Here is a 24,285-nt window from a genome sequence, read left to right as displayed (position 1 = left end):
CGTCTCCAGGCGGGATACAGGTTTGGCCATGAGTTGAGCCATAGGTCGGCTGGCTAGCACGCAGCCCGGAGGCGCGCGACAAAAAAGCCGTCGGTGCCGTCGCGGCCGGGTTCGAGGCGGACGCCGTGGCCGTGTTTCGCGCCGGCGGGGAGTGTCAGGGGCTCGGTCGTCCAGCCGGGATGCGCGTTCAGGAACCAGCTGACCTGGTCGGTGCCCTCGGCGTCGAGCAGCGAGCAGACGATGTAGACGAGCGCGCCGCCGGGCTTGACCAGCGTGGCGGCGACCGAGAGCACCTGCTGCTGCGTCGATTGCAGCCGCGAAACACGGTCGGGGGTGAGCCGCCAGCGCGCCTCGGGATTGCGCCGCCACGTGCCGGTGCCCGAGCACGGTGCGTCGACGAGCACGCCGTCGGCGCGACCGGCCCATTCGCTGAGCGCCTCGATCTCGCGCGTCGGGTTGAGCAGGCGGCTCTCGACGATCGTCGCGCCGGCGCGGGTCGCGCGGGGAGCGAGGCGCGAGAGGCGGTTGCGGTCGGTGTCGCAGGCGAGGATGACGCCTTCGTTCTTCATCGTCGCGGCGAGCGCGAGCGTCTTGCCGCCGGCGCCTGCGCAGAGATCGACGATCCGTTCGCCCGGTTTGGCCTGCATCGCGAGGCCGACAAGCTGACTGCCTTCGTCCTGCACTTCGAGCGCGCCTTCGTTGAAGAGCGGGAGTGCTTCGACGTTGGTGCCGGTCGGGAGGCGGATGCCGTCCGGTGCGTGGGGGGTGGCTTCGGCCTCGGGGAGAGTGGCGAGGACGGTCGCGCGGTCCGAGATCAGCGTGTTGACGCGGAGATCGAGCGTGGCGCGGCCGGCGAGGTCGGTCAGCGCGGCGCCGTCCAGGCCGGACGCGCGGAGAGCCTTGCTCAGCCACTGCGGTGCGACACCTGCGCGGGCGCGCGGTTCGTCCTTGGCGATCGGGGCCGGCGCGTGGGTCGAGCCGTCGAACGTCGCGGCGACTTCAGGATCGGCATCGGCGACGAGGAGCATGGCCGCGCGCCCGTTTTCGGGGCGGTCGCCGGCCTTGCGGATCGCGGCGTAGACGAGTTCGCGGACGGCGCGGCGGTCCTTGGAGCCGGCGTAGCGGCGGGTGGCGAAATAGCGAGCGATCAGCGTGTCGGCGGCGGCGCCGGATTCGCGGGCGGCGGCGATGATCTGGTCGAGGAGTTCGATCGCGGCCTGGGTGCGTGCTGGGGGAGTCACGTGTTGGCTCCCGATTTCGCGTAGGTTCGGGGGGAAGTTTGGTACGGGGTGTTCGTCATCATCCCCTCCCCTAGCCCCTCCCGCGGGCGGGAGGGGAATAATTTCGGGATTGGGGCGGGTTGCGGTAGTTCCCATCCCCCGCCCCCGTCATCCTTTTCCACGTCATGCCGGCGAACGCCGGGACCCACGTTTGCGGTTTGCGTGGTGGTTGCGCGCTTCGCTGGGTCCGCCGTGTCCGTGGGTCCCGGCGTTCGCCGGGATGACGGAAAAATAGCTTTGGGTAGGATCGCGATTAGGGCGCCAGGTAGCGACGGGCGCGACTTGCCCCCTCCCTGGAAGGGAGGGGTTGGGGGTGGGTCGGCTCGTTTTGGCCACTCGCGGAAGAGCTTGGGGAAACCTACCCACCCCCTGCCCCTCCCTTTCAGGGAGGGGGGAAGTGCCGTTACCGCGTGGGGTAGTTGGGCGCTTCGCGGGTGATCGTCACGTCGTGGACGTGGCTCTCCATCAAGCCCGCACCGGTGATCTGCACGAACTCGGCGCGGGCCTGGAGGTCCGGGATGGTTGCCGAGCCGGTATAGCCCATCGCTGCCTTTATGCCGCCGACGAGCTGGTGGATCACATCCTTCGCCGGGCCCTTATACGCGACCTGCCCCTCGATACCCTCGGGCACGAGCTTCAGCTGATCCTTGATGTCGCCCTGGAAGTAACGATCCGCCGAGCCGCGGCCCATCGCGCCGACCGAGCCCATGCCGCGGTACGACTTGTACGCACGGCCCTGGTACAGGAACGTCTCGCCCGGTGCCTCGTCGGTCCCGGCCAGCAGCGAGCCGATCATGACGGTGGACGCGCCGGCCGCGAGCGCCTTGGCCATGTCGCCCGAGGTGCGGATGCCGCCGTCGGCGATCACCGGGACGCCGGCCTTGTGGCCAGCCTCGGCACAATCCATCACTGCGGTGAGCTGCGGCACGCCGACGCCGGCGACCACGCGCGTGGTGCAGATCGAGCCGGGGCCGATGCCGACCTTGATCCCGTCCGCGCCCGCACCGATCAGCGCACGCGTCGCTTCGCCGGTCGCGACGTTGCCTGCCACCACCTGCACCGAGTTGGACAGCTTCTTCACGCGCTCGACCGCACGGCCGACGTCGCGGTTGTGGCCGTGCGCAGTGTCGATCACGATCAGGTCGCAGCCGGCGTCGACCAGTTGCTCGGTCCGGTCGAAGCCCTTGTCGCCGACCGTCGTCGCCGCGGCCACGCGCAGGCGGCCCGCTTCGTCCTTGGTGGCATCCGGGAACATCACCGCCTTCTCGATGTCCTTGACGGTGATCAGCCCGACGCAGCGATACTGCGCGTCGACCACCAGCAGCTTCTCGATGCGGCGAGCGTGGAGCAGGCGGCGTGCCTCTTCCTTGCCGACTTCGGTCGAGACGGTGGCGAGGTTCTCGTGTGTCATCAGCTCGCTGACCGGCTGCTTCGGATCGCCCGCAAAACGCACGTCGCGGTTGGTGAGGATGCCGACGAGCTTGCCGTCCGCTTCCACGACCGGGATGCCGCTGATCCGATGGCCCGACATCAGGGCTTGAGCCTCGCCGAGAGTCGCGGTCGGCCTGATCGTGATCGGGTTGACCACCATCCCCGATTCGAAACGCTTGACCTGGCGCACCGCCACCACCTGCTCCTCGACGGTCAGGTTGCGGTGAAGCACGCCGATGCCGCCGAGCTGCGCCATGACGATCGCCATGTCGGCCTCGGTGACGGTGTCCATCGCGGACGAGAGGATCGGGATGTTGAGCGCGATGCCGCGCGTCAGCTGCGTGCGGGTATCGGCCTGGCTTGGCAGCACGTCCGATTCCCCCGGATACAGGAGGACGTCGTCGAATGTGAGGCCGAGGCGGATATCCATGAGAGCTGCCGTTCCTGGGTGTGAGGTGGCGCGCCATGTAACCAAAGCGGGCGCATCCGGCTAGGCCCTGTCGCGCGCGACGTGCTATAGCGGCGCGATACACGGATGGGGATGTTCGATGGGCTTGACCGTTGCCGCACTCTTATTGGCGCTGGTGCTGCTGTACCTCTTCACCAGCATCAAGATCGTCCACCAGGGCTATCAATACACGATCGAACATTTCGGCCGGTTCACGACGGTCGCGCGGCCCGGCTTCAATTTCTACCCCGCCTTCTTCTACCGCGTCGGGCGGAAAGTGAACATGATGGAGCAGGTGATCGACATCCCCGGGCAGGAGATCATCACCAAGGACAATGCGATGATCTCGACCGACGGGGTCGTGTTCTTCCAGGTGCTCGACTCGGCGAAGGCGGCGTACGAGGTGTCGGACCTGTACCAGGCGCTGTTGCAGCTCACGACGACGAACCTGCGTACGGTGATGGGGTCGATGGACCTCGACGAGACGCTGTCGAAGCGCGACGAGATCAATGCGCGGCTGCTCAACGTCGTCGATCACGCGACGACGCCGTGGGGGGTGAAGATCACGCGCGTCGAGATCAAGGACATTCGCCCGCCGGCTGATATCGTCAATGCGATGGGGCGGCAGATGAAGGCCGAGCGCGAGAAGCGGGCGAACATCCTCGATGCAGAGGGTTCGCGGGCGTCCGAGATCCTGCGGGCCGAGGGGCAGAAGCAGGCGCGGATTCTCGAGTCCGAGGGGCGCAAGGAATCGGCGTTCCGCGACGCCGAGGCTCGCGAGCGGGCTGCCGTTGCCGAGGCTTCGGCGACGCGGGCGGTGTCTCAGGCGATCGAGGAGGGTGGCGCGCAGGCGATCAATTACTTCATCGCGCAGAAATATGTCGAGGCGATCGGCAAGTTCGCCACCTCGCCCAATGCGAAGACGATCCTGTTCCCGGTTGAGGCTACGCAGTTGATGGGGACGCTTGGGGGGATTGGCGAGCTGGCGAAGGATGCGTTGCGGGATGCGACGGCGTCGCCGCCGGCCAAGCCTGCCGCTCGCGGGCCGTTCGAGTTGTCGAAGTCGACCGAGGTTCCGAAGAACTGATGGACGCAATCGGTGCAGCTGGCGCGTGGCTGATTGCGGCGCTGGTGCTGGGGATCGCCGAGCTGGCGGTGCCGGGGGTGTTCCTGGTGTTTCTCGCCATCGCTGCGTCGGTGACGGGGGCGGCAGTGTTCGTGCTGCCGGACCTGCCGGTGGCGGTACAGCTCGGCGCGTTCGCTGTGTGGAGTGCGGTTACGGTGCTGATCGGGAAGCGCTGGTATCGGGACTATCCGGTCGAGGGCGGGGATCCGATGTTGAACGATCGCTCGGCGCGGTTGGTTGGTCAGGTTGTCATGGTGGAGACGGCGCTGGTTGGGGGGCGTGGTCGGGTACTCGTGGGCGACGGGAGTTGGCCGGCTCGTGGCGAGGATGCGGGCGCCGGTGCTCGGGTTAGGGTGACTGCAGTTGTTGATGGTGAGTTGGTGGTGGAGCCGCTCTAAACCCTCTCCCTTAAGGGGAGAGGGAAGCCGCGTAGCGGCGCGGTGAGGGCACGCCGTATCACGTGCCCTCACCTTCCCACCCGACTTCGTCGTGCGGGCCCCTTCCTCTGCCCCGGGGGGAGAGGAGGTCTAGGCCGCTTCCCGCACCTTCGGCGCGGCTTGGCGGACGCCTTCGTCGACATGTTCGGCGAACTGGGCGAAGTTTTCCACGAACAGGTCGACCAGCTTAGCCGCCGTCGCGTCGTAGGCGTCCTTGTCTGCCCAGGTCGTCCGTGGATCGAGGATCGCGCTGTCGACGCCCGGTACGCTCACCGGCACTTCGAATCCGAAGTTCGGGTCCGTCCGGAACTCGGCATCGTTCAGGCTCCCGTCGAGCGCGGCGTTCAGCAGCGCCCGGGTCGCTTTGATCGGCATGCGGTTGCCGACGCCGTATTTGCCGCCGGTCCAGCCGGTGTTGACCAGCCAGCAATCGACTCCCCCCTTCGCGATCCGCTCCTTGAGCAGATTGCCGTACACCGACGGATGCCGCGGCATGAACGGTGCGCCGAAGCACGTAGAGAAGGTTGCATCGGGCTCGGTCACGCCGATCTCGGTCCCGGCGACGCGCGCGGTGTAGCCCGACAGGAAGTGATACATCGCCTGGTCCGGCGTCAGCTTGGCGATCGGCGGCAGCACGCCGTACGCGTCCGCGGTCAGCATGACGATATTGCGCGGTACCGGCCCCATATTCTCGGCGGACGCATTCGGGATGAAGTCGATCGGGTACGCGCCGCGGCTGTTCTCGGCCAGCGTATGATCGTCGAGATCGAGCAGACGCGTCGCCGGATCCATCACGACGTTCTCCAGCACCGTCCCGAACCGCTTGGTGGTCGCGAAGATCTCCGGCTCGGCATCTGCGGAGAGACGGATCATCTTGGCGTAGCACCCGCCCTCGAAATTGAAGACCGCGGTATCCGACCAGCCATGCTCGTCGTCGCCGATCAGCGTGCGGCTGGCGTCGGCCGAGAGCGTCGTCTTGCCGGTGCCCGACAGCCCGAAGAACACCGCGGTATCGCCGTTCGCGCCCATGTTCGCCGAGCAATGCATCGGCATCACCCCGGTCGGCGGGAGGAGATAGTTGAGCAGCCCGAACACCGACTTCTTCATCTCGCCGGCATATTTGGTGCCGCCGATCAGGATCAGTTTGTCGGTGAAGTTGACCGCGATCACCGTCTCGCTGCGGCAGCCGTGCCGCGCGGGATCGGCGCGGAAGCTGGGCAGGTCGACGATCGTGTAGTCCGCGACGAAGTCCTTCAGCGCCGCCTGTTCGGGCCGTACCAGCATCGTCCGGATGAACAGGTTATGCCACGCCAGTTCGGTGACGACGCGGACCTGCACGCGGTGATCGACCTGCGAGCCGCCGTACAGATCCTGCACGAACAGCTCGTCCTTGGCGGCGAGCGCGGCGAAGAAATCCTCCTTCAGCGCGGCGAAATGCGCGGGCTCCATCGCCTTGTTGCTCTTGCCCCACCAGACGGTCGCGTCGGTCTCGGCATCGCGGACGATGAACTTGTCCTGCGCCGAGCGACCGGTATGCGCGCCGGTCTCGACGACCAGCGGACCGTCTGCGGACAGCGTCCCCTCACCGCGTTCGAGCGCGGCCTCGACGAGTTGTGCAGTGACCAGGTTCCAGTGCAGATTGGCGCGGGTTTCGATCCCCTGCGCGGGTAGGCCGACGGCCGGAATACGCTCGTTCGACACGGGCTCTCTCTCCTAAGTTTTTAGCGCATACGTATGTATGTCGTTGCGCCCGGCTGTACGGGGCCGGTTTCCACCGGTCAAACACGCTAATATGCAGCGCTGTCCCGATACGGCTCTAGTTGAGTGCAGACGCGGTTTGCCCTACGCCGACATGCCAACGACCAAGGCAAGCGACCCAGAAATGACGGCAACGATCGCGCTGGTCGACGACGACCGCAACATCCTGACCTCCGTGTCGATCGCGTTGCAGACCGAAGGCTTCGTCACGCGCGTCTATTCCGACGGCGAGACGGCGTTGAAGGCGCTGACCGACAACCCGCCCGATCTCGCGGTGTTCGACATCAAAATGCCGCGGATGGACGGGCTCGAACTGCTCCGCAGGTTCCGCGAGAAGAGCCAGGTTCCGGTGATCTTCCTGACCAGCAAGGACGACGAACTGGACGAGGCGCTCGGCCTCGCGATGGGCGCGGACGACTATATCGCCAAGCCGTTCTCGCAGCGGCTGCTGATCGCGCGCATCCGTGCGATCCTGCGCCGGACGGAACTCACCCAGTCGCCCGGAACCGAGACCGCAGAGGAGGCCGCCGGGCCGCTCGATCGCGGACGCCTCAGCATGGACCCGGCGCGGCACCGGACGCTCTGGGGTGGCGAGCCGGTGACGCTGACGGTCACCGAGTTCATGATCCTGGAGACGCTCGCGCAGCGTCCCGGCATCGTCAAGACGCGCAACCAGCTGATGGATGCCGCGTATCAGGACGACATTTATGTCGACGACCGGACCATCGACAGCCACATAAAACGACTCCGCCGCAAATTCAGGCAGGTCGATCCCGCGTTCGACGCTATCGAGACATTATATGGTGCCGGGTATCGATTTTCTGAGGAATGAACTGGGCGTCGACGGCCGCGATCTCACGCTGCGGTGGTCGGGTCAGATCTCGCTCACGCGGCGGATCCTGGCGGTCAACATCTTCGCGCTGCTGCTGCTGGCGGGCGGGTTCTTCTATCTCGATTCGTACCGCAGCCGGGTGGTCGACAACCGCGTCGCGCAGACGGCGCGGGAAGCACGGCTGATCGGCGAGGCGGTCGCCGCGGTCGATCCGGCGTTGCGCGATCCGCTGGTGGTCAGGCTCGCACGCGATACCGGTTCGCGGATCCGGCTGTTCGATGCGGCGGGCCGAGCCGTCGTCGACAGCCGCGCACTGGGCCTGCGGAACTTCGTGTTGATGGACCCCGACAAGGAGGCTTGGGACCAGACGATTGCCCGGTTCCTGGACGCGGCGATCGACGTCATCGTGATGGCGCCCCGCCCCCCGCTCTACCGCGAGCGTAGCGGCAAGCAGCAATGGCCCGACGTAGCCGCAGTCCGCGGACGCAGCCTCGTTTCGACGACGGTCTGGCGCGCGCCCGATCGTACGCCGGTGCTGACCGCGGCCGCGCCGCTTCGCGCCGGTGGCGTCGTGATGACGACGGTCAATGCGCGCGACATCACCAAGACGGTGCGGATCGAGCGGTTCCGACTGAGCATGGTCCTGCTGGGCGTGTCGATCGTCTCGATCCTGTTGTCGTTGTTCCTGGCGCGCACCATCGTCCGTCCGCTCCGTCGCCTGGCGCGAGCGGCGGTAAGGGTCAGGCTGGGGCGGGCCCGCGAAGTCGTGGTGCCGCGCCTGCCCTCTCGTCGCGACGAACTCGGGATGCTCGCACGCGCGCTCTCCGACATGAGCCTCGCACTCCGCGCGCGGATCGACGCGACCGAGGCATTCGCCGCCGACGTCACGCACGAGATGAAGAACCCCCTCGCCTCGCTCCGGTCCGCCGTCGAGGGACTGTCGCGCGTGAAGGACCCGGCATTGCAGGCGCAGCTGCTCGCGATCGTCCGCGACGACGTCCACCGGCTCGACCGGTTGCTCTCGGACATCTCCGAGGCCTCGCGACTCGACGCGCAGCTCAGCCGCGCGAAGTTCGAGCCGGTCGATATCGCCGCGATGATCGACGGCTTGGTCGCGCAGCGCGATGCGCGCGGTGTCGAGCGCGGCATCCGCCTGAGGTTCGATCGCAACCCCGACGATCGCACGGTCATACTAGGCGAAGGCGCGAGGCTGGAACGCGTGTTCGAGAATCTGATCGACAATGCGCTGTCCTTCTCGCCCGACGCAGGCCTGATCGCCGTCTCCGCGATCCGGGAAAACGAGGACCTGGTCATTCGCGTCGAGGACGAAGGTCCCGGCGTTCCGGAAGAGGCGCGCGAGGACGTGTTCAAGCGCTTTCATTCGGTCCGCCCGGACAGCGAGACGTTCGGGCAGCATTCCGGACTGGGCCTCGCGATCGCGCGCACTATCGTCGATGGCCACCAGGGGACGATCTTCGTTGAATCGCGCGAGGACCGGCTCGATGGCGCGCGCTTCGTCGTAAGGCTACCGCTCGCCGAGATGCCGGAGTAAGGACGGCGCGTGGTCGTCCCATCCTCCGACAGGCTCCACGCCACCACGGTCGCCATCGACGGCGTGGCGGTGATGATCGAGGGCGCGTCGGGATCGGGCAAGTCCGACCTCGCGCTGCGCCTGATCGACCGCGGCGCGATCCTAGTCAGCGACGACCAGACGCTCGTGATCCGTGCCGGCGACACGTTGCATGCGCGTGCGCCAGCGACGATCGCGGGACGGATCGAAGTCCGCGGGATCGGCATCCTTGCGATGCCCTACGTCGAGGACGTACCGGTAGGGCTGCTCGTCCGGTTGGACGGTGCGATCGAACGGATGCCGGAACGCCGCGTGCGGACCATCGCGGGGATCAACGTTCGCGAGTTCGCGGTCGATCCGTTCCACGCATCCGCCCCGATCAAGGTCGAACTCGCATTGCGCAATCCCCAACCTTTAGAATCGGGCCTGTAGAATGACGCGTTCAGTATGACTCGGCCGAAGGACATCCTGCTCGTCACCGGCATGTCGGGGGCCGGCAAGTCGACCGTGCTAAAGACGCTGGAGGATCTGGGCTGGGAGGTCGTCGACAACCTGCCGCTGCTGCTGCTCGACCGGCTGCTCGACGCGCCGCTCTCCGAAGGATCGCCCAACGATTCGCAGCCGCTCGCGATCGGCATCGGCGCCCGGACGCGCGATTTCGACCCCGAGCGGATCGTCAACCGCATCCGCGATCTGCGCGATCGGCACGGGCTCGAGATCGGGATGTTGTTCCTCGATTGCTCGGGCGCCGAACTCGAGCGTCGCTATTCCGAGACTCGGCGTCGCCATCCGCTCGCGCTCGATCGTCCGGCGAACGACGGTATCGGCCGCGAGCGGGAGTTGCTTGCGCCGTTGCGGGACTGGTCGAACCGGCTGATCGACACGACCGACATGGCCGCCAACGAACTCGCGCAACAGATCCGGGCGAGCTTTTCGGGTGAGGCGCGCGGCGAACCTACATTGTCGATCCGCTCGTTTGGATTCGCACGCGGCCTGCCTCGCAACGCGGACTTGGTGTTCGACATGCGCTTCCTGCGCAATCCGCACTGGGATCACGACCTTCGCCCCGGCACCGGGCTGGACGCCGACGTGTCCGCCTACATCATGGACGACCCCGCCTATGAAGCCGCGGTGAGTCGGATCGAGGAGCTGCTGATGCTGTTGCTCCCGCGCTACAGGGCGGAAGGCAAGTCGTACGTCACGGTCGCGTTCGGGTGTACCGGAGGGAGACACCGGTCGGTCCACGTCGCCGACCGCGTGGCGCGACGGTTGCGCGACGCGGGATTTTCCCCCAGTATCGCACACCGCGACCTGGGGGCCGCTCCACAAGATGCGCTCGAAGGATCACCGGTCGTCTTATGAGTATGAAACGCTGACATGATCGGCCTTGTTCTGGTAACGCACGGTCGATTGGCCGAAGAATTCGTTCGCGCGATGATCCACGTCGTCGGCCCGCAGGAGCGCGTCGCGCCGATCGCGATCGGTCCCGACGACGACATGGAGGAGCGCCGCGCGGATATCGCCGCCGCGATCCAGGCGGTCGATGTCGGGCGCGGCGTGATCGTGCTGACCGACCTGTTCGGCGGCACCCCCTCCAACCTCGCCATCTCGCTGATGGAGCGCGGTCGGATCGAAGTGATCGCGGGGATGAACCTGCCGATGCTGATCCGGCTCGGATCGGCGCGCAAGTCGATGACCGTCGTCGCTGCTGTCGCGGCTGCCCGTGAGGCGGGTCGCAAATATATTTCGGTGGCATCCGAGGTTCTCGGCGAGGCTGCGGCGTGAGCGAGGTCTCGCGCACCGTCCAGATCACCAACCGCCGTGGGCTGCATGCCCGGGCCAGCGCCAAGTTCGTGACGCTGGCCTCGACGCATAGTGTCGAGGTGCGCGTGACCAAGGACGGATCGGATCACGTCACCGGCACGTCGATCATGGGGCTGATGATGCTCGGTGCGGCGATGGGCGACGCGATCACGATCAGCGCTAGCGGCGACGGCGCGGAGCATACCGTGGCCGCGCTTGCCGAACTGGTCGAGGCGAAGTTCGGCGAGGATTGACGTTCCTCCCCCCTTCCGCTTGCGGGAGGGGTCGGGGGAGGGCATGAGCGACGGCGTGTTTACAAACCCCTCCCCCAACCCCTCCCGCAAGCGGAAGGGGAGCTAGATGCCCCGCGAGATAACCGCCTTTTCGAACCCGCTGATCAAGTACGTCCGCGATCTGCGCGACAAGCGACATCGGCGTGCGGCCAAGCAGTTCCTTGCCGAGGGCCTGCGCATCCTGACCGAAGCGCGAGAGACGGGACGCCTGCCCCGGATTTTGTTCTACGCGGCAGCAAGCGCGAACCATCCGCTCGTCCATGCGCTGTCGATGGACGTCGAGGAGGCTGGCGGCGAGTCGATCCAGACCACGCCGGACATTCTTTCGAAGCTGTCGGGCAAGGACAACCCGCAAGCCGTCGTCGGCGTGTTCGAGGAGTTCGACGCGACGCTCGAAGACCTCGACCGCACCACGTCCGGCATCTGGCTGGTTGCGGAAAGGCTGCGCGATCCGGGTAACCTGGGCACGATCCTGCGTACCGGCGACGCGGTCGGCGCCGGCGGGCTGATCCTTATCGGCGAGTCGGTCGACCCCTTCTCGGTGGAGGCGGTGCGCGCGAGCATGGGTGCGCTGTTCACAATCCCCGTCGTGAAGACCGAGTGGGAGCCATTCCACGCCTGGCTGCGGACGGGGCCCGGCCAACTCGTCGGACTGAGCCTCGATACCCACACAGATTATCGGTCCGCGACCTATACTTGCCCGACCTTCCTGCTCACCGGCAACGAAGCGCAGGGCATGCCGCCCGAAATGGCCGAGGCGTGCGACGTGCTGGTCAAGATCCCGATGCTCGGCAAGGCGGACAGCCTCAACGCCGCCGTCGCGACCGCGGTTATGGCCTATGAAGTGCTTGCACGGCAGGGAAATTCCGAAGCTTCCGCCTGAACCGACGAATTTGGCCCGATTGGCGATGCTTAGCGAGTCCGGTTCAGCTAAGGGAGAGCTGCGTCGTGCGACGGCAGGGAAATTCCGAAGCTTCCGCCTGAACCGACGAATTTGGCCCGATTGGCGATGCTTAGCGAGTCCGGTTCAGCTAAGGGAGAGCTGCGTCGTGCGAAAGCATCGGCGAGCTACGGTTAGACAGGATGAGTATGGCGCGCGGTTTGGATGATGGACGAGTGAAGGCCGGCATAGCCCGGTCGGCGATCGCGGTTGCTGTGACGCCGCTGCTGATGGCGACTCCTCTGTTCGCACAACAGGTTACGCCCCCGCCGGTGACGCCGACCGTGCCTATGGCGGCACCCATTCCTGCGCCGATGCTTGCCCCGCCGGTGATTACCGTGCCGCCGCTGAGCGACGCGCAGGCGACGTTACTCGACAAGCTTCTCAACGGCGACATCGTTGCGCAAGGCCTCAAGTCCGCCGCGACCGCGTCGACCACTGCGCCGACCAAGGAGGAGCTCGTCCGTGCCGCGCTCGACCACGCGCGCGCCGTGCATGCGGGTCGTCTCAGCGAGGCCGATTTCCAGCGGGACTGGGGCCTTCGTCCGCCCGCGTACGATCCGACCCCGGCGTTCGCCGACGCGGTCCGGCTGGACCGGATCGCGGCGTGGTTCGCGTCGCTGCCGCCGCCCTATGCTGGGTATGACGGCTTGCGTAAGGGGCTCCAGAATTACCGTTCGATCGCTTCTGCGGGGGGCTGGTCGCCACTGGCCTCGGGGCCGGACTTCACGCTCGGCGCGACCGGTTCGCGGGTGATCGCGCTCCGCAAGCGGTTGGCGGTCGAGGACAAGGACGTCTCGACCAGCGGCGATACGTTCGACGCCGGCCTGCTCGACGCGGTGCGTCGTGCGCAGCGTCGTTATGGTCTGAACCCGAGCGGCATCGTCTCGACCCAGACGCTGGCGGCGCTGAACGTGCCGGCCGGCGAGCGCGTGCGTCAGATCATGGCGAACATGGAGCGCTGGCGCTGGTTGCCGCAGGACCTGCCACGCGACCGTATCCAGGTGAACATCGCCGCGGCCGTGCTCACCGTGTTCGACGGCGACACCCCCGTGCAGTCGATGCGCGCGGTCACCGGTCGTCCGGGCGACGAGACGCCGATGCTCTCGTCAACGATCCACAGCATCGTCATCAATCCGCCGTGGAACGTGCCGACCTCGATCGCGACGAAGGAGTTGTGGCCGAAGGAGAAGGCCAACCCCGGCTATCTGAAGCGCAACGGCTTCAAGGTGATCGGCACGCGGCTGCAGCAGCAGGCCGGCGACCAGAGCGCGCTCGGCCGGTTCAAGTTCGATTTCGCCAATGATTATTCCGTGTACCTGCATGACACGCCGAGCCGCGCGAAGTTCGCGAGCTTCAGTCGGCTTTCGAGCCATGGCTGCGTACGCCTTGAAAAGCCGGGCGAACTTGCCGACCTGTTGCTAAAGGGCGATCCCGCCTGGACGCCGGAGATGGTCGACGCCGCGGTGGCCAAGGGTGACACGGTGCGTGCGCGCCTGACCAAGCCGGTATCGGTCTATCTGCTCTACTGGACCGCGTTTGCCAGCGGCAACGGCCAGATGAACTTCCGCGCCGATCCCTATGACTGGGACGGCATTCTCGCTTCCAAGATCGAGGCCCGCACCGCGCGCCAGACGATCGCCGTTCGTTGAGAGGGTCTGACATGACGATTTTCACCCGCACCCGTACCGCCATCGCCGGTGGCCTGCTTGCCGTGATGGCGCTGGCAGGCTGCTCGAGCTCCGAGCCCGAGCAGCCGGCGACGGACGTCAACATGGTCGAGGATACCGGCGTTACCGAGTCCGAGGCGGCAGAGCCCGCCCCGGTCGAGGCAGCACCGGTCGAAGCAGTCCCGCCGGCGCCAGCGGTGGTCGAGCCTCCCCGCGAGAAGCCGATCGCGCCGGACGAGCAGATGCTCGACGACGCCGATGCAACGGGCATGACCGCCCGCGTCACGCGCGACGAAGAGCCGACCCAGAATGAGGAAGCGCCTCAGTAATAAGCCGAAGTCGGCCGGGGATTATGCCCCGGCCGGTTCCGCCAGGCCCGGCGCGTGGCTATCGACGAGCGTCTCGCTCGCCCGGTTTAGGCCGATGATCTCCACGACCCTGCCGTGACGGCGCAACTTGGCGACCACGTCTTCCAGGGCGCCGACGGCCGTGACGTCCCACATATGCGCGCCGGTAAGGTCGATCCGTACGGTTCGCGCCGTCTCGCGTAGGTCGAACCGATCGGCGAAGATGTCTGCGCTCGCAAAGAAGATTTGACCGCTTACCCGATAGATACGCGTGTCGGTTGCTAAGTCGTGTTCGATCGCGACGTCCATCATCCGCGTGACCTTCCACGCGAAGAACACGCCGCTGAGGAGCACGCCGACGCCGACGCCGAGCGACAGGTCATGCGTCGCGACGGTGACGACGACGGTCGCGACCATCACCACGCTCGACATCTTGGGGTGCCGCGCCAGGTCGCGAAGCGATCCCCAGGAGAAGGTACTGATCGACACCATGATCATGATCGCCACCAGCGCGGCAACCGGCACCTGCGCGACCCACGGGCGTAGCGGCACCATGACCAGGAGCAGAAACACACCTGCGACGATCGTCGAGATCCGCCCGGTACCGCCATATCGGACGTTGCCGACGGTCTGGCCGATCATCCCGCAACCCGCGATGCCGCCAAAGGCGCCTGCGGCGATGTTGGCGAGTCCAAGTCCCCTACACTCGCGTGCCTTCGAGCTGGTCGTCTCGGTCAGTTCGTCGACCACGCGCGCGGTCATCATCGATTCGAGCAGGCCGACGGCGGCCATCGCCAGCGCATAGGGCGCGACGATCCGCAGCGTTTCCCAGGTAAAGGGCACATCCGGCAAACCGAACGACGGCAGCGAATTCGGCAAGCGGCCAAGATCGCCGACCGTCTTGAGCGGCATCGGGAACCACATCGCGATCGCGGTGAGCGCGACGATGCATATCAGTGGCGAGGGGATCGCGCTGGAGATCCGCGGCATCAGGTAGATGATCGCCAGCCCACCGGCGATCATCGCATAGGCCTGCCAGCTGACGCCGACCATCTGCGGCACCTGCGCCGAGAAAATCAGGATCGCGAGGGCGTTGACGAAGCCCGCATGGACCGACTTCGAGACGAAGCGCATCAATATGTCGAGTTTGGCGAGCCCGAAAGCGATCTGGAGCGCGCCTGCGAGGATCGTCGCGACGAGAAGATATTGCAGGCCGTATGCGTGGACGAGCGCGGCGGCGACGAGAGCGACGGAGCCGGCTGCGCCGGAAATCATCGCCGGGCGGCCGCCGGCGAATGCGATAACGATGCCGATCACGAAGGACGCAAACAGGCCGACCTCGGGATCTATGCCGGCGACGAACGAGAAGGCGATGACTTCGGGAATGAGCGCGAACGTGCCGACCATTCCGGCGAGCACGTCACGTCGCGCGGCGGCAGGGCCGCTGAACCATTCGGCGCGGTAACGAGAAAAAGATAAGGATGTCATGGATGTATCCGCATAGGACGCACGAACCGCAGCAGTTGCGCGGGCGGTTCATTTCAAAGGCGTCGTTGCGTTGTCCGGCGGATCGGCGGCCGGAATAGCCACCCGGAATTGCACCGGGTCCAGGGCGAATGGCGATTGGTTAGCGGACGAGGTGCTGCATTGCAACATTCGCTACATTCGACTGTCATCCTGACTTTCGTCAGGATGACGGGGGTAAGCGTTGCCTATGTAAACAGATCCACGACCTCGGCCCCCTCACCCACCGCCTGCAACAGCAGCGTCCGATGGCAATGACAGGGATCCCGCTCGTAGCAGAGCAACGCGCTCGGTTTTTCCGCCGCAAGCCCGAGCATGATCGCTGCGGCGGCCTGCGCCTCGGGCAATTCCAGTTGCTCGTCGTACACGGCGGTCAAGGTCGCAACGTCGCCCTTCTTGGCCGCGTCACGCCCGCGCTTTGGGGTTCCGAGCGCCTTTAGATGGACGTAATCGATCTCGACCTCGCGCAGCGACGCGGCGAGCGACGACTTCGAGAAGCCCGGTCGGCGGGACAAAGGCAGCGCACGGACGTCGATCACCCGTTCCACGCCTGCGGCCTTCAGCGCCGCGAGGAAATCGGCCATCGTCGTGGCCTCATAGCCGATTGTGAAAATCTTCGTGGGGAATGTCATGAAGGCGAAGTGGGATTGCGCACCTGACACGACAAGCGTCCCGCGCTATCTGACGGGAATGACCTACGATATTCACGTGATCGGCGGCGGCCTCGCCGGTTCCGAAGCCGCCTGGCAGCTCGCCGAAGCCGGCCTCAAAGTCCGCCTCTCCGAAATGCGCGGTAGCGGCGAGGAAACGCCTGCACATCAGACCGACGGCCTTGCCGAGCTCGTTTGTTCGAACAGTTTTCGGTCGGACGATGCGGAAGCAAACGCGGTCGGGCTGCTGCATCAGGAACTGCGCACGCTGGGTTCGCTGATCATGCGCCAGGCGGACATCCACCGCGTTCCTGCGGGCTCCGCGCTCGCCGTCGACCGCGACAATTTCTCGGCCAGCGTGACGGAGGCGATCGACCGGCATCCGAACATCACGCTCGTCCGCGAACGGATCGACGCGCTGCCCGACGGCCCGACGATCATCGCAACCGGTCCGCTGACCGCCGCGTCGCTCGCCGCCGGCATCGGTGCCGAGACCGGCCGCGAGGCGCTCGCCTTCTTCGACGCCCTCGCACCGATCGTGCACCGCGATTCGATCGACATGGACACCGCGTGGTTCGCTTCGCGCTGGGACAAAGGTGAGGGAAAGGACTACATCAACTGCCCGATGGACAAGGACCAGTATCTGGCCTTCCACCAGGGCCTGATCGACGGCGAGAAGACCCCGTTCAAGGAATGGGAGAAGGACACGCCGTATTTCGACGGCTGCATGCCGATCGAGGTGATGGCGGAACGTGGCGTCGACACGCTGCGCTACGGCCCCATGAAGCCCGTCGGGCTCGACAATCCGAAGACCGGGCGCTGGCCGCACGCGGTCGTCCAGCTTCGGCAGGACAATGCGCAGGGCACGCTGTGGAACATCGTCGGTTTCCAGACCAAGATGAAGCACGCCGACCAGGTCCGCCTGTTCCGCACCATCCCAGGCCTGGAGAACGCCGAGTTCGCGCGGCTGGGGGGCCTTCACCGCAACACCTTCATCCGATCGCCCGAACTGCTCGACGAGACGTTGCGGCTGAAGTCGCGCCCGAACATCCGATTTGCGGGTCAGATCACGGGGTGCGAAGGCTATATCGAGAGCTGCGGCATCGGCATGCTCGCCGGATTGTTCGCGGCGGCCGAACTGACGGGGAAGACGCTGACCCCGCCGCCCTACGCGACCGCGCTCGGTGCGTTGCTCGGCCACATCACGGGCGGGGCCGAGGTCGAGACCTATCAGCCGATGAATGTCAATTTCGGCCTGTTTCCGCCTATCATGGGCCGTACCAAGAAGGCGGACCGCAAGCGGATGTATACCGATCGTGGCCGCACGGCGCTCGCAGAGTGGCTCAACTCTCCTCCGCAACAGCCTGGGTCGGTGGACAATTCACGCGAGATGGCCCCTTCCGCTTGACCGCTGTCGTGGCAAATTCGGGGGCGGTCATCGTGCCCGATTTGTCACGGTCTGCGTCGACGAACTTGGTCGTCGCCTTCACCGCCCATTCGTCGAACGACAGCTTTCCGTCGCCGTCCACGTCGAGCCGCGCATAGGCCTTGCGCCTTTGCGTCAGATATTCGTCGCGCGTGATCTTGGCGTCGCGGTCCTTGTCGTAGCGATCGAAGCGCTTCTGCTCGCGGGTCTTTTCGGTCGCCTCGGGTGCTGCATCGGGCAGCGTATCGGATGTGACGGTGCCGGCGACCTGCGCCAGTGGCTGCGGCGGTAGTATCGGACCCGGTCTCGCCTTGCCGCTGAAGACCATGAACCCGGCGGCGATCAACGCGATGATCGCGACACCGCCTGCTAGATATCGCCACATCGCCGCCGCCCCCATTGCCAGGGCCGCACGCTACGCCTTGCCGTCGGGGTTCCCCATGCGATTGGTCAGTATCCGGTCAATCTATGCCACGCCAGGCGCGCCACGCGCTTCGGGCTGCCTGGGGCGGAAGGCTTCGACATCAGGTCGAACCTGGCCGATACGGCAAGTGCGCCTAGAGCACGCGCGGATGTAGGCCACCGGCCGTGCAATGCTCTATCGAGGACTTCGCTCGCACGTAGACGGGCCATCTCCCTAACCGACGTCTCGGTCAGCCTCAGGCTGAGGTCGGCGAGCGCCCACCCCTCGCCCGCAAGGCCGATCCGGTCGTCGCTGACCGAGACGATCACTGCCGCGAGGTCGAACAGGCGGCGCCCACGGTCGCGTCCAAAGCGCTCGATCGTCGTGGCATCAAGCACCGATTCCAGCAGAACGTCCCAGCCGTCAGTCAACGTCGCCAGCATCGCGCCGGACACGCCCGTCGGCAGCACGTCGTTCTGGAGCGCCACCAGGACGGGTTCGGCAGGCGCGGGAGCCGTGTCGAGGCGCCCGAGCGCTTCGTACCACCAGGTCAGCCGCATCTGGCCGATCAGCGGTTCGCGGGTCGAGCGCAGGATCGCGGCGAGCGTATCGTCGAGCGCGAACAACGCCGCGAGCGCTGGCGCGGCCGAATGCGGCGCATAACTGAGGGCAAGGGCATGTTCTGGATTGTCGTAGCTCATGGTCACGTCGTTACTCCGATCATGAATGTACCGCACCTCCGGATACCGCACCGTCCAATAATTAACGTGTCGCGAACCATGTCTTCTCGAAGTGGATTTACCGGATCGCGCCGCATCCGCCGTATCGATCGATACCGATCTTCGTCAGGACCGAGATGCGCGGCAAGCGAAGCGAACTACCGGATAAGCCGACGACCGTGCTGGGACGATTGCGTCGTGACGTGTGTTGTAACACGCTGATGATCGTTGCCTTTGCGATGATGCCGCTGATCGCGATGGTTGGCTCGGGGCTGGACATGGCGCGTGCCTATGTCGCGCGGGATCGGCTGCAACAGGCGTGCGATGCGAGATCGCTCGCGGCACGGCGGCTGCTGTCGGGCGCGACCTTGACGCCTGCAGCGGAGACTGAAGCGACGAAGTATTTCAACTTCAACTTTCCCTAGGCGTCGTTCGGTACGGCGACGTTCACGCCCGTCGTAACGGTGCAATTGGTCGGCACCGTGAGGATCACGGCAGCGACGATACCGACGACGATCATGAAACTGTTCGGCTTTTCGACTCTCAAACTGTCCACCAGCTCCTCCGCAACGCAGCACTTCGTCGGCACCGATATCATGCTGGTGCTGTATATGTCGGGATAGATGAACTGTGCGCCCGGCGTTTCGGACAGCTGCAACGAAGTCGAGCAATCCGGCTTGAAGATGAAGGCGCTCCGCGACGCGAGTAAATCGCTCTTCGATACGCTCGAAAGCGTACAGGATCAATTACATGCCAACAACCTGCGGTTGCACTATGGATTCGTGCCTTACAATGACACCGTCAATGTCGGCAAACCCGCCTATGCCAAGAATGCGACGTACATTCGCGACCGCGCGCCTATCAGTTCATAATACGATCGACCGTGTCCCCGGTGACGAACAACCAGTGTGGCGAATACAGTGGCGGAACGTAGACCAGAGATTTCTTTCTCAGTATCTACGGGACCTGCACATAATGTAATTATAGCAAATTCACGTTGAACACCTCCGCATTCAAGACCAGAGTGTCCGAAAATACGCCTGGGCATGGTCAACAAACAGCAGATCAAATTGGGCGGACTGCATCGAGGAGCGCAAGACCAACAACACCACGATAGATGGCGTTACGACACTTAATACTCCGCCAGCAGACGCTTGTGATCTTGACGTCAATATGATCCCGACAGCCGCTGTCGCCGACGTGGCCAGAAGTCGAGTACGGCTCGAGCACGGCAGATCTTCATCCAGCTGCACGATATTGTGCCAGCGAAGCCAGCAGGCTGAAGGAATATTACAACGATGAGGCCGGGTTCGATTCGTATGTGGACGATCTCGTACCCGTTGGCGGGACCTATCACGACATCGGCATCATGTGGGGCGCTCGTTTCATCCCTCCGGGCGGCATTTATGCATCCGCCAATCCCGAGACGAATGATCAGTCGGATCCGGATAATTCTAAAAGCTCAGAGGCTTTTCGGTCCGGAAATACATGATCGTCATGACGGACGGGGATATGCAACCCTATCTCAACATCTACACGACCTATGGCGTGAAGGAGCGCGACGAGCGCGTGCTGGGGCGGCATAGGGCGCGAATGCGCAACTCGCGCGCCATCTGCAGCGGTTCCGCATGGCGTGCAACGCGGCCAAGAGCCGGGACGTCCAGCTCTACGTCATCGTCTTCTCGACGACCTTGACGGCGGACATGCAGAACTGCGCATCGCAACCTTCGATGGCGTCGGGCATCAGCACATCCGCAGCATTGATCGCCAAGTTCCAGAAGATCGGCAGCAAGATCGGTTCCTTGAGGATCAGTCAGTGACGTCGCTCTGGGTGACATCCGCGACGCTCCGTGACGATACCCGCGGTGCGACGATCGTCGAATTTGCGATTATCGTGCCGGTGTTGATCGCGCTGCTGCTGTCGATCCTCGAAGTCGGCTATCGGGGGTACGTGACCGCCGTCGTACAGGGAGCGCTGTCGAGCGTCGCGGCAGGTGACGGTGGGCAGCCGGACGGCGGACAACGTCGTCGCCACGATCAAATCCCAGGTTCAGCCGGTCGTCCGCGCCAAATACGTGACGGTCGCGACGCGTCGCTATTATAATTTCTCGAATGTCGGGAAGCCCGAGAAGATCACGTCGGATACCGATCCCAAGGGCGTGTACAATCCCGGCGATTGTTTCGAGGATGCCAACAACAATGGGAGCTATGATTCGTCCCCGGGGGATACCGGCGTCGGCGGCGCGGACGACATCGTCTATTACACCGTCAACATCGTCTACCCGAACCTTACGCCGATCGGGGCGCTGCTGTCTTGGGGGCCGACCGTACCGTTTCGGCCTCGACGGTGATCCGCAACCAGCCTTTCACGTCGCGCGCGCCGCCGACGACGATATGCACGAAGGCATCATGACCAACTGTCTCGCGATGATCGAATTCGCGCTTGTCGCGCCGGTGCTGATTACGCTCGGGCTATCCGGTGCCGAGGTCACGAACATGGCGATCGCTGTGATGCGGGTGAACCAGATTTCCACCGCAATTTCCGACAACGTGGCGCGCGTACGCGATTCGATAGACGAGTCCGATGTCAACGAAGCGCTGCTCAGCGCTAAGTTTATCGGCACCGCCTTGGATTTCACCAAAAACAGGCGCGTGATCGTTTCCAGCGTCGAGCCGAATGGGCAGACCGGCACGAAAGCGGGCCAGTATATTCGCTTGCAGCGGTGAGCGGGCGCGCTCTCCACGCCCGAAACGCAACCCAAATATGGTGGGGAAGGCAAGGGCCAGAACGACGCTAGCCTGCCCTATTTGGGCTCGAGCACGCGCCAGATTGCAGCCGGCAGCGGATCGGCACTGATCTTCGTCGAAGTGACGTATCGGTATCAGCTGCTGGTTTCGGCACAGTTCTTCGGGACGCCGATCCTGCGGTCGGAAACGGTCTACAACGTGCGCGAACGCAACACGCAAGTCCTGGGCTCTGCGGCCGGCACGACGGCGAGCGCCTGCACGACCTACGCAGCGTGATCGCTCCGGCCGGATCGACCGGCCGGAGCGCCTACCTTACTTGTAGGTAACCTTCTTCACCGCCTTCACAACCTTCGCGACGTCGACCAGCATCAGCTTTTCGAGGTTTGCCGCGTAGGGCATCGGTACGTCTTCGTTGGTGACGCGCAGCACCGGGGCGTCGAGGTCGTCGAAGCCGTGCTCCATCACCACAGACACGATCTCCGATGCGATCGAGCAGGTTGCCCAATTCTCTTCGACGATGATCATGCGGTTGGTCTTGGCGAGGCTCTTCAGGACCGTCTCGGTGTCGAGCGGGCGCAGCGTGCGCAGGTCGATGACCTCCGCGTCGATGCCCTCTTCGGCGAGCTTCTCGGCGGCTTCGAGCGAAATGCCCACGCCGATCGAGTAGCTGACGATCGTCACGTCCTTGCCCTCGCGGACGATCCGCGCCTTGCCGATCGGCAGGACGTGGTTGTCGAGCTTGGGGACGTCGAAGCTGCGGCCGTACATCAGCTCGTTCTCGAGGAACACGACCGGATCCTCGGTGCGAATCGCTGCTTTCAGCAGGCCCTTCGCATCCGCCGCGTCGTAAGGCGCGATTACGATCAGGCCGGGGACGCTTGCATACCACGCCGCGAAGTTGTGCGAATGCTGTGCACCCACGCGCGACGCCGCGCCGTTCGGGCCGCGGAACACGATCGGGCAGCGCATCTGGCCGCCCGACATGTAGTTGGTCTTGGCGGCCGAGTTGATGATGTGGTCGATCGCCTGCAACGCGAAGTTGAAGGTCATGAACTCGACGATCGGGCGGAGACCACCCATCGCCGCGCCTGCGCCGATGCCGGCAAAGCCGTATTCGGTGATCGGCGTGTCGATGACGCGGCGGTCGCCGAACTCGTCGAGCAGGCCCTGCGTGACCTTGTACGCGCCCTGATACTGCGCGACTTCCTCGCCCATCACGAAGACGCGGTCGTCCTCGCGCATTTCCTCGGCCATCGCGTCGCGAAGCGCTTCGCGGACGGTCGTCTTGACCATCTCGGTGCCTTCGGGGATCGCCGGATCGGATATGCCGACCTTCTCGGCGGACGCGACGAGCTGCTGCGTGCCGCTCTCGGCCTTGGCGGGCGAAGCGCCTTCGGGAACCGGCGGTGCCTTGTCGTCCGACGGCGTCTCCTTCGGTGCGGCGTTGGCCGCATCGCCGGAGCGTGCTTCGGCGGGCTTGGCAGCCTTGGCGTCGCTCGCGCTCTCGCCCTCTTCGAGGATCGTCGCGATGACGGTGCCGACCTTCACGTTGTCGGTCCCTTCGGCGACGGCGATCGAACCGATCGTGCCTTCGTCGATCGCCTCGAACTCCATCGTCGCCTTGTCGGTCTCGATCTCGGCGAGGATGTCGCCGGACTTGACGCTGTCGCCTTCCTTGACGAGCCACTTGGCCAGCGTGCCCTCTTCCATCGTCGGAGAGAGCGCGGGCATCTTGATCTCGATCGCCATCAGTACTTCTCCACCAGAACGTCGGTGTAGAGCTCGGCAGCATCCGGCTCCGGAGTCTGCTCGGCGAAATCGGCGGCTTCGTTCACGATTTTCCTGATTTCCTGTTCAAGGGACTTGAGGTCCGCCTCGGTCACGCCCTGCGCGTCGAGCAGCTTCTTCATGTGGTCGATCGGATCCGACTTGTCGCGAACCGCCTGGACCTCGTCACGCGTGCGGTACTTGGCCGGATCGGACATCGAGTGGCCACGATAGCGATAGGTCTTCATCTCGAGGATGACCGGACCCTTGCCCGCGCGGACCCAGGCCAGCGCTTCCTCGGCGGCACCGCGGCACGCCAGCACGTCCATGCCGTCGACCTGGATGCCGGGAATGCGGAAGCTCTCGCCGCGGCGATACAGCTGGTCCTCGGCGGAGGCGCGGTTGACGCTGGTGCCCATCGCGTACTGGTTGTTCTCGATCACGAAGATGATCGGCAGCTTCCACAGCTCGGCCATGTTGAAGCTCTCGTACACCTGGCCCTGGTTCGCGGCGCCGTCGCCGAAATAGGCCATGCAGATGCCGCCGTCGTTCGAGTATTTATGCTTGAACGCGAGGCCGGTGCCGAGCGACACCTGCGCACCGACGATGCCGTGGCCGCCATAGAACTTATGCTCGGTCGAGAACATGTGCATCGACCCGCCCTTGCCCTTCGAGATCCCCGAATTGCGCCCGGTCAGCTCGGCCATGATCACCTTGGGGTCGATCCCATAGGCGAGCATATGGCCGTGATCGCGGTAGCCGGTGATCACCGAATCGGTCTCGCCGTTGAGCGCGGACTGAAGGCCGACAGCGACGGCTTCCTGGCCGATGTACAGATGGCAGAAGCCACCGATCAGGCCCAAGCCATAGAGCTGGCCCGCTTTTTCCTCGAAACGGCGGATCAGCAGCATCTGCCGATACATTTCGAGCAGTTCGTCCTTCGACGCCTCGTACGGCTTTGGTTCTGCCGGTCGTTCGCGGTTCGTAATCGGCGGTTCGGCGATTGCGCGTGCTGGTGGGGGGGTCTTGGCCACGATGTGGGAAACCTCGTTTTCCGTAGGGGAGTTGAGGGAGCCTATAGGCGCGGACGGGGCGGAACATCAATTCCCGTCT

29 protein-coding genes and 1 other annotated feature are annotated in these 24,285 nt (G+C 65.0%); of the genes, 18 read left to right on the top strand and 11 right to left on the bottom strand.

Going from position 1 to position 24,285, the window contains the following annotated elements:
* Window positions 1-53: 53 nt before the first annotated feature.
* Window positions 54-1,241 (bottom strand): RsmB/NOP family class I SAM-dependent RNA methyltransferase, encoded by a 1,188-nt coding sequence (locus tag QFZ54_RS04980; protein ID WP_307084983.1) that lies wholly within the window; start codon window positions 1,239-1,241, stop codon window positions 54-56.
* 442 nt (window positions 1,242-1,683) lie between these two features.
* Window positions 1,684-3,141, bottom strand: a complete 1,458-nt coding sequence (gene guaB, locus QFZ54_RS04975; protein ID WP_307084981.1) for an IMP dehydrogenase — start codon at window positions 3,139-3,141, stop codon at window positions 1,684-1,686.
* 118 nt (window positions 3,142-3,259) lie between these two features.
* Here guaB and QFZ54_RS04970 point away from each other — a divergent pair, with 118 nt between their 5' ends.
* Together QFZ54_RS04970 and QFZ54_RS04965 are read left to right on the top strand one after the other, a co-directional pair.
* Entirely contained in the window at window positions 3,260-4,246 is a 987-nt protein-coding gene (locus tag QFZ54_RS04970; RefSeq protein WP_307084979.1) for an SPFH domain-containing protein, read from the top strand.
* Window positions 4,246-4,683, top strand: coding sequence for an NfeD family protein (locus QFZ54_RS04965; RefSeq protein WP_307084976.1), 438 nt, complete (start codon window positions 4,246-4,248; stop codon window positions 4,681-4,683). The genes QFZ54_RS04970 and QFZ54_RS04965 overlap by 1 nt, the downstream gene beginning before the upstream one ends.
* Before the next feature lie 129 nt (window positions 4,684-4,812).
* Here QFZ54_RS04965 and QFZ54_RS04960 read toward each other — a convergent pair whose 3' ends face one another.
* Complete coding sequence (locus QFZ54_RS04960) at window positions 4,813-6,423, bottom strand: phosphoenolpyruvate carboxykinase (protein WP_307084974.1); 1,611 nt, start codon at window positions 6,421-6,423, stop codon at window positions 4,813-4,815.
* Window positions 6,424-6,604: 181 nt separating this feature from the next.
* On the opposite strand from QFZ54_RS04960, the gene QFZ54_RS04955 reads away from it, so the two are divergent.
* The 9 genes from QFZ54_RS04955 (at window position 6,605) to QFZ54_RS04915 (ending at window position 13,917) form a co-directional block, all read left to right on the top strand.
* Entirely contained in the window at window positions 6,605-7,312 is a 708-nt protein-coding gene (locus tag QFZ54_RS04955; protein WP_307084972.1) for a response regulator transcription factor, read from the top strand.
* Window positions 7,281-8,864 (top strand): sensor histidine kinase, encoded by a 1,584-nt coding sequence (locus QFZ54_RS04950; protein WP_307084969.1) that lies wholly within the window; start codon window positions 7,281-7,283, stop codon window positions 8,862-8,864. Before QFZ54_RS04955 ends, QFZ54_RS04950 begins: the two co-directional genes overlap by 32 nt.
* Window positions 8,865-8,873: 9 nt before the next feature.
* The gene (locus QFZ54_RS04945) at window positions 8,874-9,314 is read left to right on the top strand and encodes an HPr kinase/phosphorylase (protein ID WP_307084967.1); all 441 of its coding nucleotides are present in this window, start codon (window positions 8,874-8,876) and stop codon (window positions 9,312-9,314) included.
* 15 nt (window positions 9,315-9,329) lie between these two features.
* Window positions 9,330-10,244, top strand: a complete 915-nt coding sequence (rapZ, locus tag QFZ54_RS04940; RefSeq protein ID WP_307084965.1) for an RNase adapter RapZ — start codon at window positions 9,330-9,332, stop codon at window positions 10,242-10,244.
* A gap of 15 nt (window positions 10,245-10,259) precedes the next feature.
* Window positions 10,260-10,667 carry a PTS sugar transporter subunit IIA gene (locus tag QFZ54_RS04935; protein ID WP_056058662.1) on the top strand — a complete coding sequence of 136 codons (408 nt, stop codon included), beginning with the start codon at window positions 10,260-10,262 and terminating at the stop codon, window positions 10,665-10,667.
* Complete coding sequence (locus QFZ54_RS04930; protein ID WP_248520683.1) at window positions 10,664-10,939, top strand: HPr family phosphocarrier protein; 276 nt, start codon at window positions 10,664-10,666, stop codon at window positions 10,937-10,939. Before QFZ54_RS04935 ends, QFZ54_RS04930 begins: the two co-directional genes overlap by 4 nt.
* Window positions 10,940-11,045: 106 nt before the next feature.
* Window positions 11,046-11,861, top strand: coding sequence for a TrmH family RNA methyltransferase (locus QFZ54_RS04925; protein WP_307084963.1), 816 nt, complete (start codon window positions 11,046-11,048; stop codon window positions 11,859-11,861).
* A gap of 206 nt (window positions 11,862-12,067) precedes the next feature.
* Window positions 12,068-13,570 (top strand): L,D-transpeptidase family protein, encoded by a 1,503-nt coding sequence (locus QFZ54_RS04920; protein WP_307084962.1) that lies wholly within the window; start codon window positions 12,068-12,070, stop codon window positions 13,568-13,570.
* Window positions 13,571-13,581: 11 nt separating this feature from the next.
* Window positions 13,582-13,917: a hypothetical protein gene (locus tag QFZ54_RS04915; RefSeq protein ID WP_307084961.1), complete on the top strand. Its 336-nt coding sequence runs from the start codon at window positions 13,582-13,584 to the stop codon at window positions 13,915-13,917.
* 21 nt (window positions 13,918-13,938) lie between these two features.
* On the opposite strand, the gene QFZ54_RS04910 is transcribed toward QFZ54_RS04915, so the two are convergent.
* Complete coding sequence (locus QFZ54_RS04910) at window positions 13,939-15,423, bottom strand: SulP family inorganic anion transporter (protein WP_307084960.1); 1,485 nt, start codon at window positions 15,421-15,423, stop codon at window positions 13,939-13,941.
* A 68-nt stretch (window positions 15,424-15,491) separates the two neighbouring features.
* Window positions 15,492-15,547, bottom strand: a sequence feature (sul1 is cis-regulatory element that is thought to sense ions involved in sulfur or methionine metabolism; They are found in Alphaproteobacteria).
* Window positions 15,548-15,647: 100 nt separating this feature from the next.
* The gene (locus tag QFZ54_RS04905) at window positions 15,648-16,043 is read right to left on the bottom strand and encodes a DUF488 domain-containing protein (protein ID WP_307084959.1); all 396 of its coding nucleotides are present in this window, start codon (window positions 16,041-16,043) and stop codon (window positions 15,648-15,650) included.
* A 106-nt stretch (window positions 16,044-16,149) separates the two neighbouring features.
* On the opposite strand from QFZ54_RS04905, the gene trmFO reads away from it, so the two are divergent.
* A complete protein-coding gene (gene trmFO, locus QFZ54_RS04900) occupies window positions 16,150-17,517 on the top strand; it encodes a methylenetetrahydrofolate--tRNA-(uracil(54)-C(5))-methyltransferase (FADH(2)-oxidizing) TrmFO (protein ID WP_307089274.1) in 1,368 nt (455 codons plus the stop codon).
* Here the strand turns inward: trmFO and QFZ54_RS04895 are convergent.
* Together QFZ54_RS04895 and QFZ54_RS04890 are read right to left on the bottom strand one after the other, a co-directional pair.
* The gene (locus tag QFZ54_RS04895; protein WP_307084958.1) at window positions 17,453-17,920 is read right to left on the bottom strand and encodes an EF-hand domain-containing protein; all 468 of its coding nucleotides are present in this window, start codon (window positions 17,918-17,920) and stop codon (window positions 17,453-17,455) included. The genes trmFO and QFZ54_RS04895 overlap by 65 nt on opposite strands.
* 65 nt (window positions 17,921-17,985) lie before the next feature.
* Complete coding sequence (locus QFZ54_RS04890) at window positions 17,986-18,639, bottom strand: squalene/phytoene synthase family protein (protein ID WP_307084956.1); 654 nt, start codon at window positions 18,637-18,639, stop codon at window positions 17,986-17,988.
* A 155-nt stretch (window positions 18,640-18,794) separates the two neighbouring features.
* Between QFZ54_RS04890 and QFZ54_RS04885 the strand changes: the two genes are divergently transcribed.
* The gene (locus QFZ54_RS04885) at window positions 18,795-19,082 is read left to right on the top strand and encodes a TadE/TadG family type IV pilus assembly protein (RefSeq protein WP_307084954.1); all 288 of its coding nucleotides are present in this window, start codon (window positions 18,795-18,797) and stop codon (window positions 19,080-19,082) included.
* On the opposite strand, the gene QFZ54_RS04880 is transcribed toward QFZ54_RS04885, so the two are convergent.
* On the bottom strand, window positions 19,079-19,213 hold the full coding sequence (locus tag QFZ54_RS04880) for a hypothetical protein (RefSeq protein WP_307084953.1): 135 nt from the start codon (window positions 19,211-19,213) through the stop codon (window positions 19,079-19,081). The genes QFZ54_RS04885 and QFZ54_RS04880 overlap by 4 nt on opposite strands.
* A gap of 67 nt (window positions 19,214-19,280) precedes the next feature.
* Between QFZ54_RS04880 and QFZ54_RS04875 the strand changes: the two genes are divergently transcribed.
* A complete protein-coding gene (locus QFZ54_RS04875) occupies window positions 19,281-19,529 on the top strand; it encodes a hypothetical protein (protein ID WP_307084950.1) in 249 nt (82 codons plus the stop codon).
* A 794-nt stretch (window positions 19,530-20,323) separates the two neighbouring features.
* On the opposite strand, the gene QFZ54_RS04870 is transcribed toward QFZ54_RS04875, so the two are convergent.
* The gene (locus tag QFZ54_RS04870) at window positions 20,324-20,449 is read right to left on the bottom strand and encodes a hypothetical protein (RefSeq protein ID WP_307084948.1); all 126 of its coding nucleotides are present in this window, start codon (window positions 20,447-20,449) and stop codon (window positions 20,324-20,326) included.
* A gap of 24 nt (window positions 20,450-20,473) precedes the next feature.
* On the opposite strand from QFZ54_RS04870, the gene QFZ54_RS20360 reads away from it, so the two are divergent.
* The 4 genes from QFZ54_RS20360 (at window position 20,474) to QFZ54_RS04855 (ending at window position 21,681) form a co-directional block, all read left to right on the top strand.
* A complete protein-coding gene (locus tag QFZ54_RS20360) occupies window positions 20,474-20,761 on the top strand; it encodes a TadE family protein (protein WP_373458443.1) in 288 nt (95 codons plus the stop codon).
* A complete protein-coding gene (locus tag QFZ54_RS04865; protein WP_307084946.1) occupies window positions 20,658-21,008 on the top strand; it encodes a hypothetical protein in 351 nt (116 codons plus the stop codon). The genes QFZ54_RS20360 and QFZ54_RS04865 overlap by 104 nt, the downstream gene beginning before the upstream one ends.
* Before the next feature lie 43 nt (window positions 21,009-21,051).
* Window positions 21,052-21,384, top strand: coding sequence for a TadE/TadG family type IV pilus assembly protein (locus QFZ54_RS04860; RefSeq protein ID WP_307084944.1), 333 nt, complete (start codon window positions 21,052-21,054; stop codon window positions 21,382-21,384).
* 81 nt (window positions 21,385-21,465) lie between these two features.
* Window positions 21,466-21,681: a hypothetical protein gene (locus QFZ54_RS04855; protein WP_307084942.1), complete on the top strand. Its 216-nt coding sequence runs from the start codon at window positions 21,466-21,468 to the stop codon at window positions 21,679-21,681.
* A 36-nt stretch (window positions 21,682-21,717) separates the two neighbouring features.
* Here the strand turns inward: QFZ54_RS04855 and QFZ54_RS04850 are convergent, their stop codons facing one another.
* Entirely contained in the window at window positions 21,718-23,154 is a 1,437-nt protein-coding gene (locus QFZ54_RS04850; RefSeq protein WP_307084940.1) for a pyruvate dehydrogenase complex E1 component subunit beta, read from the bottom strand.
* A complete protein-coding gene (gene pdhA / locus QFZ54_RS04845; protein WP_056048766.1) occupies window positions 23,154-24,206 on the bottom strand; it encodes a pyruvate dehydrogenase (acetyl-transferring) E1 component subunit alpha in 1,053 nt (350 codons plus the stop codon). Before pdhA ends, QFZ54_RS04850 begins: the two co-directional genes overlap by 1 nt.
* Window positions 24,207-24,285: the final 79 nt, after the last annotated feature.

The organism is Sphingomonas faeni, assembly GCF_030817315.1.
Classification (GTDB): Bacteria; Pseudomonadota; Alphaproteobacteria; order Sphingomonadales; family Sphingomonadaceae; genus Sphingomonas; species Sphingomonas faeni_C.
The sequence above is the reverse complement of the archived record's forward strand: the minus strand, read 5'-3'. Positions and strand labels throughout refer to the sequence as shown.

Bases quoted from the DNA above. Each gene is read 5' to 3' on its own strand.
- guaB (WP_307084981.1), bottom strand. From the start codon at position 3,141: ATGGATATCCGCCTCGGCCTCACATTCGACGACGTCCTCCTGTATCCG.
- QFZ54_RS04970 (WP_307084979.1), top strand. From the start codon at position 3,260: ATGGGCTTGACCGTTGCCGCACTCTTATTGGCGCTGGTGCTGCTGTAC.
- QFZ54_RS04965 (WP_307084976.1), top strand. From the start codon at position 4,246: ATGGACGCAATCGGTGCAGCTGGCGCGTGGCTGATTGCGGCGCTGGTG.
- QFZ54_RS04955 (WP_307084972.1), top strand. From the start codon at position 6,605: ATGACGGCAACGATCGCGCTGGTCGACGACGACCGCAACATCCTGACC.
- QFZ54_RS04950 (WP_307084969.1), top strand. From the start codon at position 7,281: ATGGTGCCGGGTATCGATTTTCTGAGGAATGAACTGGGCGTCGACGGC.
- rapZ (WP_307084965.1), top strand. From the start codon at position 9,330: ATGACTCGGCCGAAGGACATCCTGCTCGTCACCGGCATGTCGGGGGCC.
- QFZ54_RS04935 (WP_056058662.1), top strand. From the start codon at position 10,260: ATGATCGGCCTTGTTCTGGTAACGCACGGTCGATTGGCCGAAGAATTC.
- QFZ54_RS04925 (WP_307084963.1), top strand. From the start codon at position 11,046: ATGCCCCGCGAGATAACCGCCTTTTCGAACCCGCTGATCAAGTACGTC.
- QFZ54_RS04920 (WP_307084962.1), top strand. From the start codon at position 12,068: ATGGCGCGCGGTTTGGATGATGGACGAGTGAAGGCCGGCATAGCCCGG.
- QFZ54_RS04915 (WP_307084961.1), top strand. From the start codon at position 13,582: ATGACGATTTTCACCCGCACCCGTACCGCCATCGCCGGTGGCCTGCTT.
- QFZ54_RS04910 (WP_307084960.1), bottom strand. From the start codon at position 15,423: ATGACATCCTTATCTTTTTCTCGTTACCGCGCCGAATGGTTCAGCGGC.
- QFZ54_RS04905 (WP_307084959.1), bottom strand. From the start codon at position 16,043: ATGGCCGATTTCCTCGCGGCGCTGAAGGCCGCAGGCGTGGAACGGGTG.
- trmFO (WP_307089274.1), top strand. From the start codon at position 16,150: ATGACCTACGATATTCACGTGATCGGCGGCGGCCTCGCCGGTTCCGAA.
- QFZ54_RS04895 (WP_307084958.1), bottom strand. From the start codon at position 17,920: ATGTGGCGATATCTAGCAGGCGGTGTCGCGATCATCGCGTTGATCGCC.
- QFZ54_RS04890 (WP_307084956.1), bottom strand. From the start codon at position 18,639: ATGAGCTACGACAATCCAGAACATGCCCTTGCCCTCAGTTATGCGCCG.
- QFZ54_RS04885 (WP_307084954.1), top strand. From the start codon at position 18,795: ATGCGCGGCAAGCGAAGCGAACTACCGGATAAGCCGACGACCGTGCTG.
- QFZ54_RS04875 (WP_307084950.1), top strand. From the start codon at position 19,281: ATGAACTGTGCGCCCGGCGTTTCGGACAGCTGCAACGAAGTCGAGCAA.
- QFZ54_RS04860 (WP_307084944.1), top strand. From the start codon at position 21,052: ATGCACGAAGGCATCATGACCAACTGTCTCGCGATGATCGAATTCGCG.
- QFZ54_RS04850 (WP_307084940.1), bottom strand. From the start codon at position 23,154: ATGGCGATCGAGATCAAGATGCCCGCGCTCTCTCCGACGATGGAAGAG.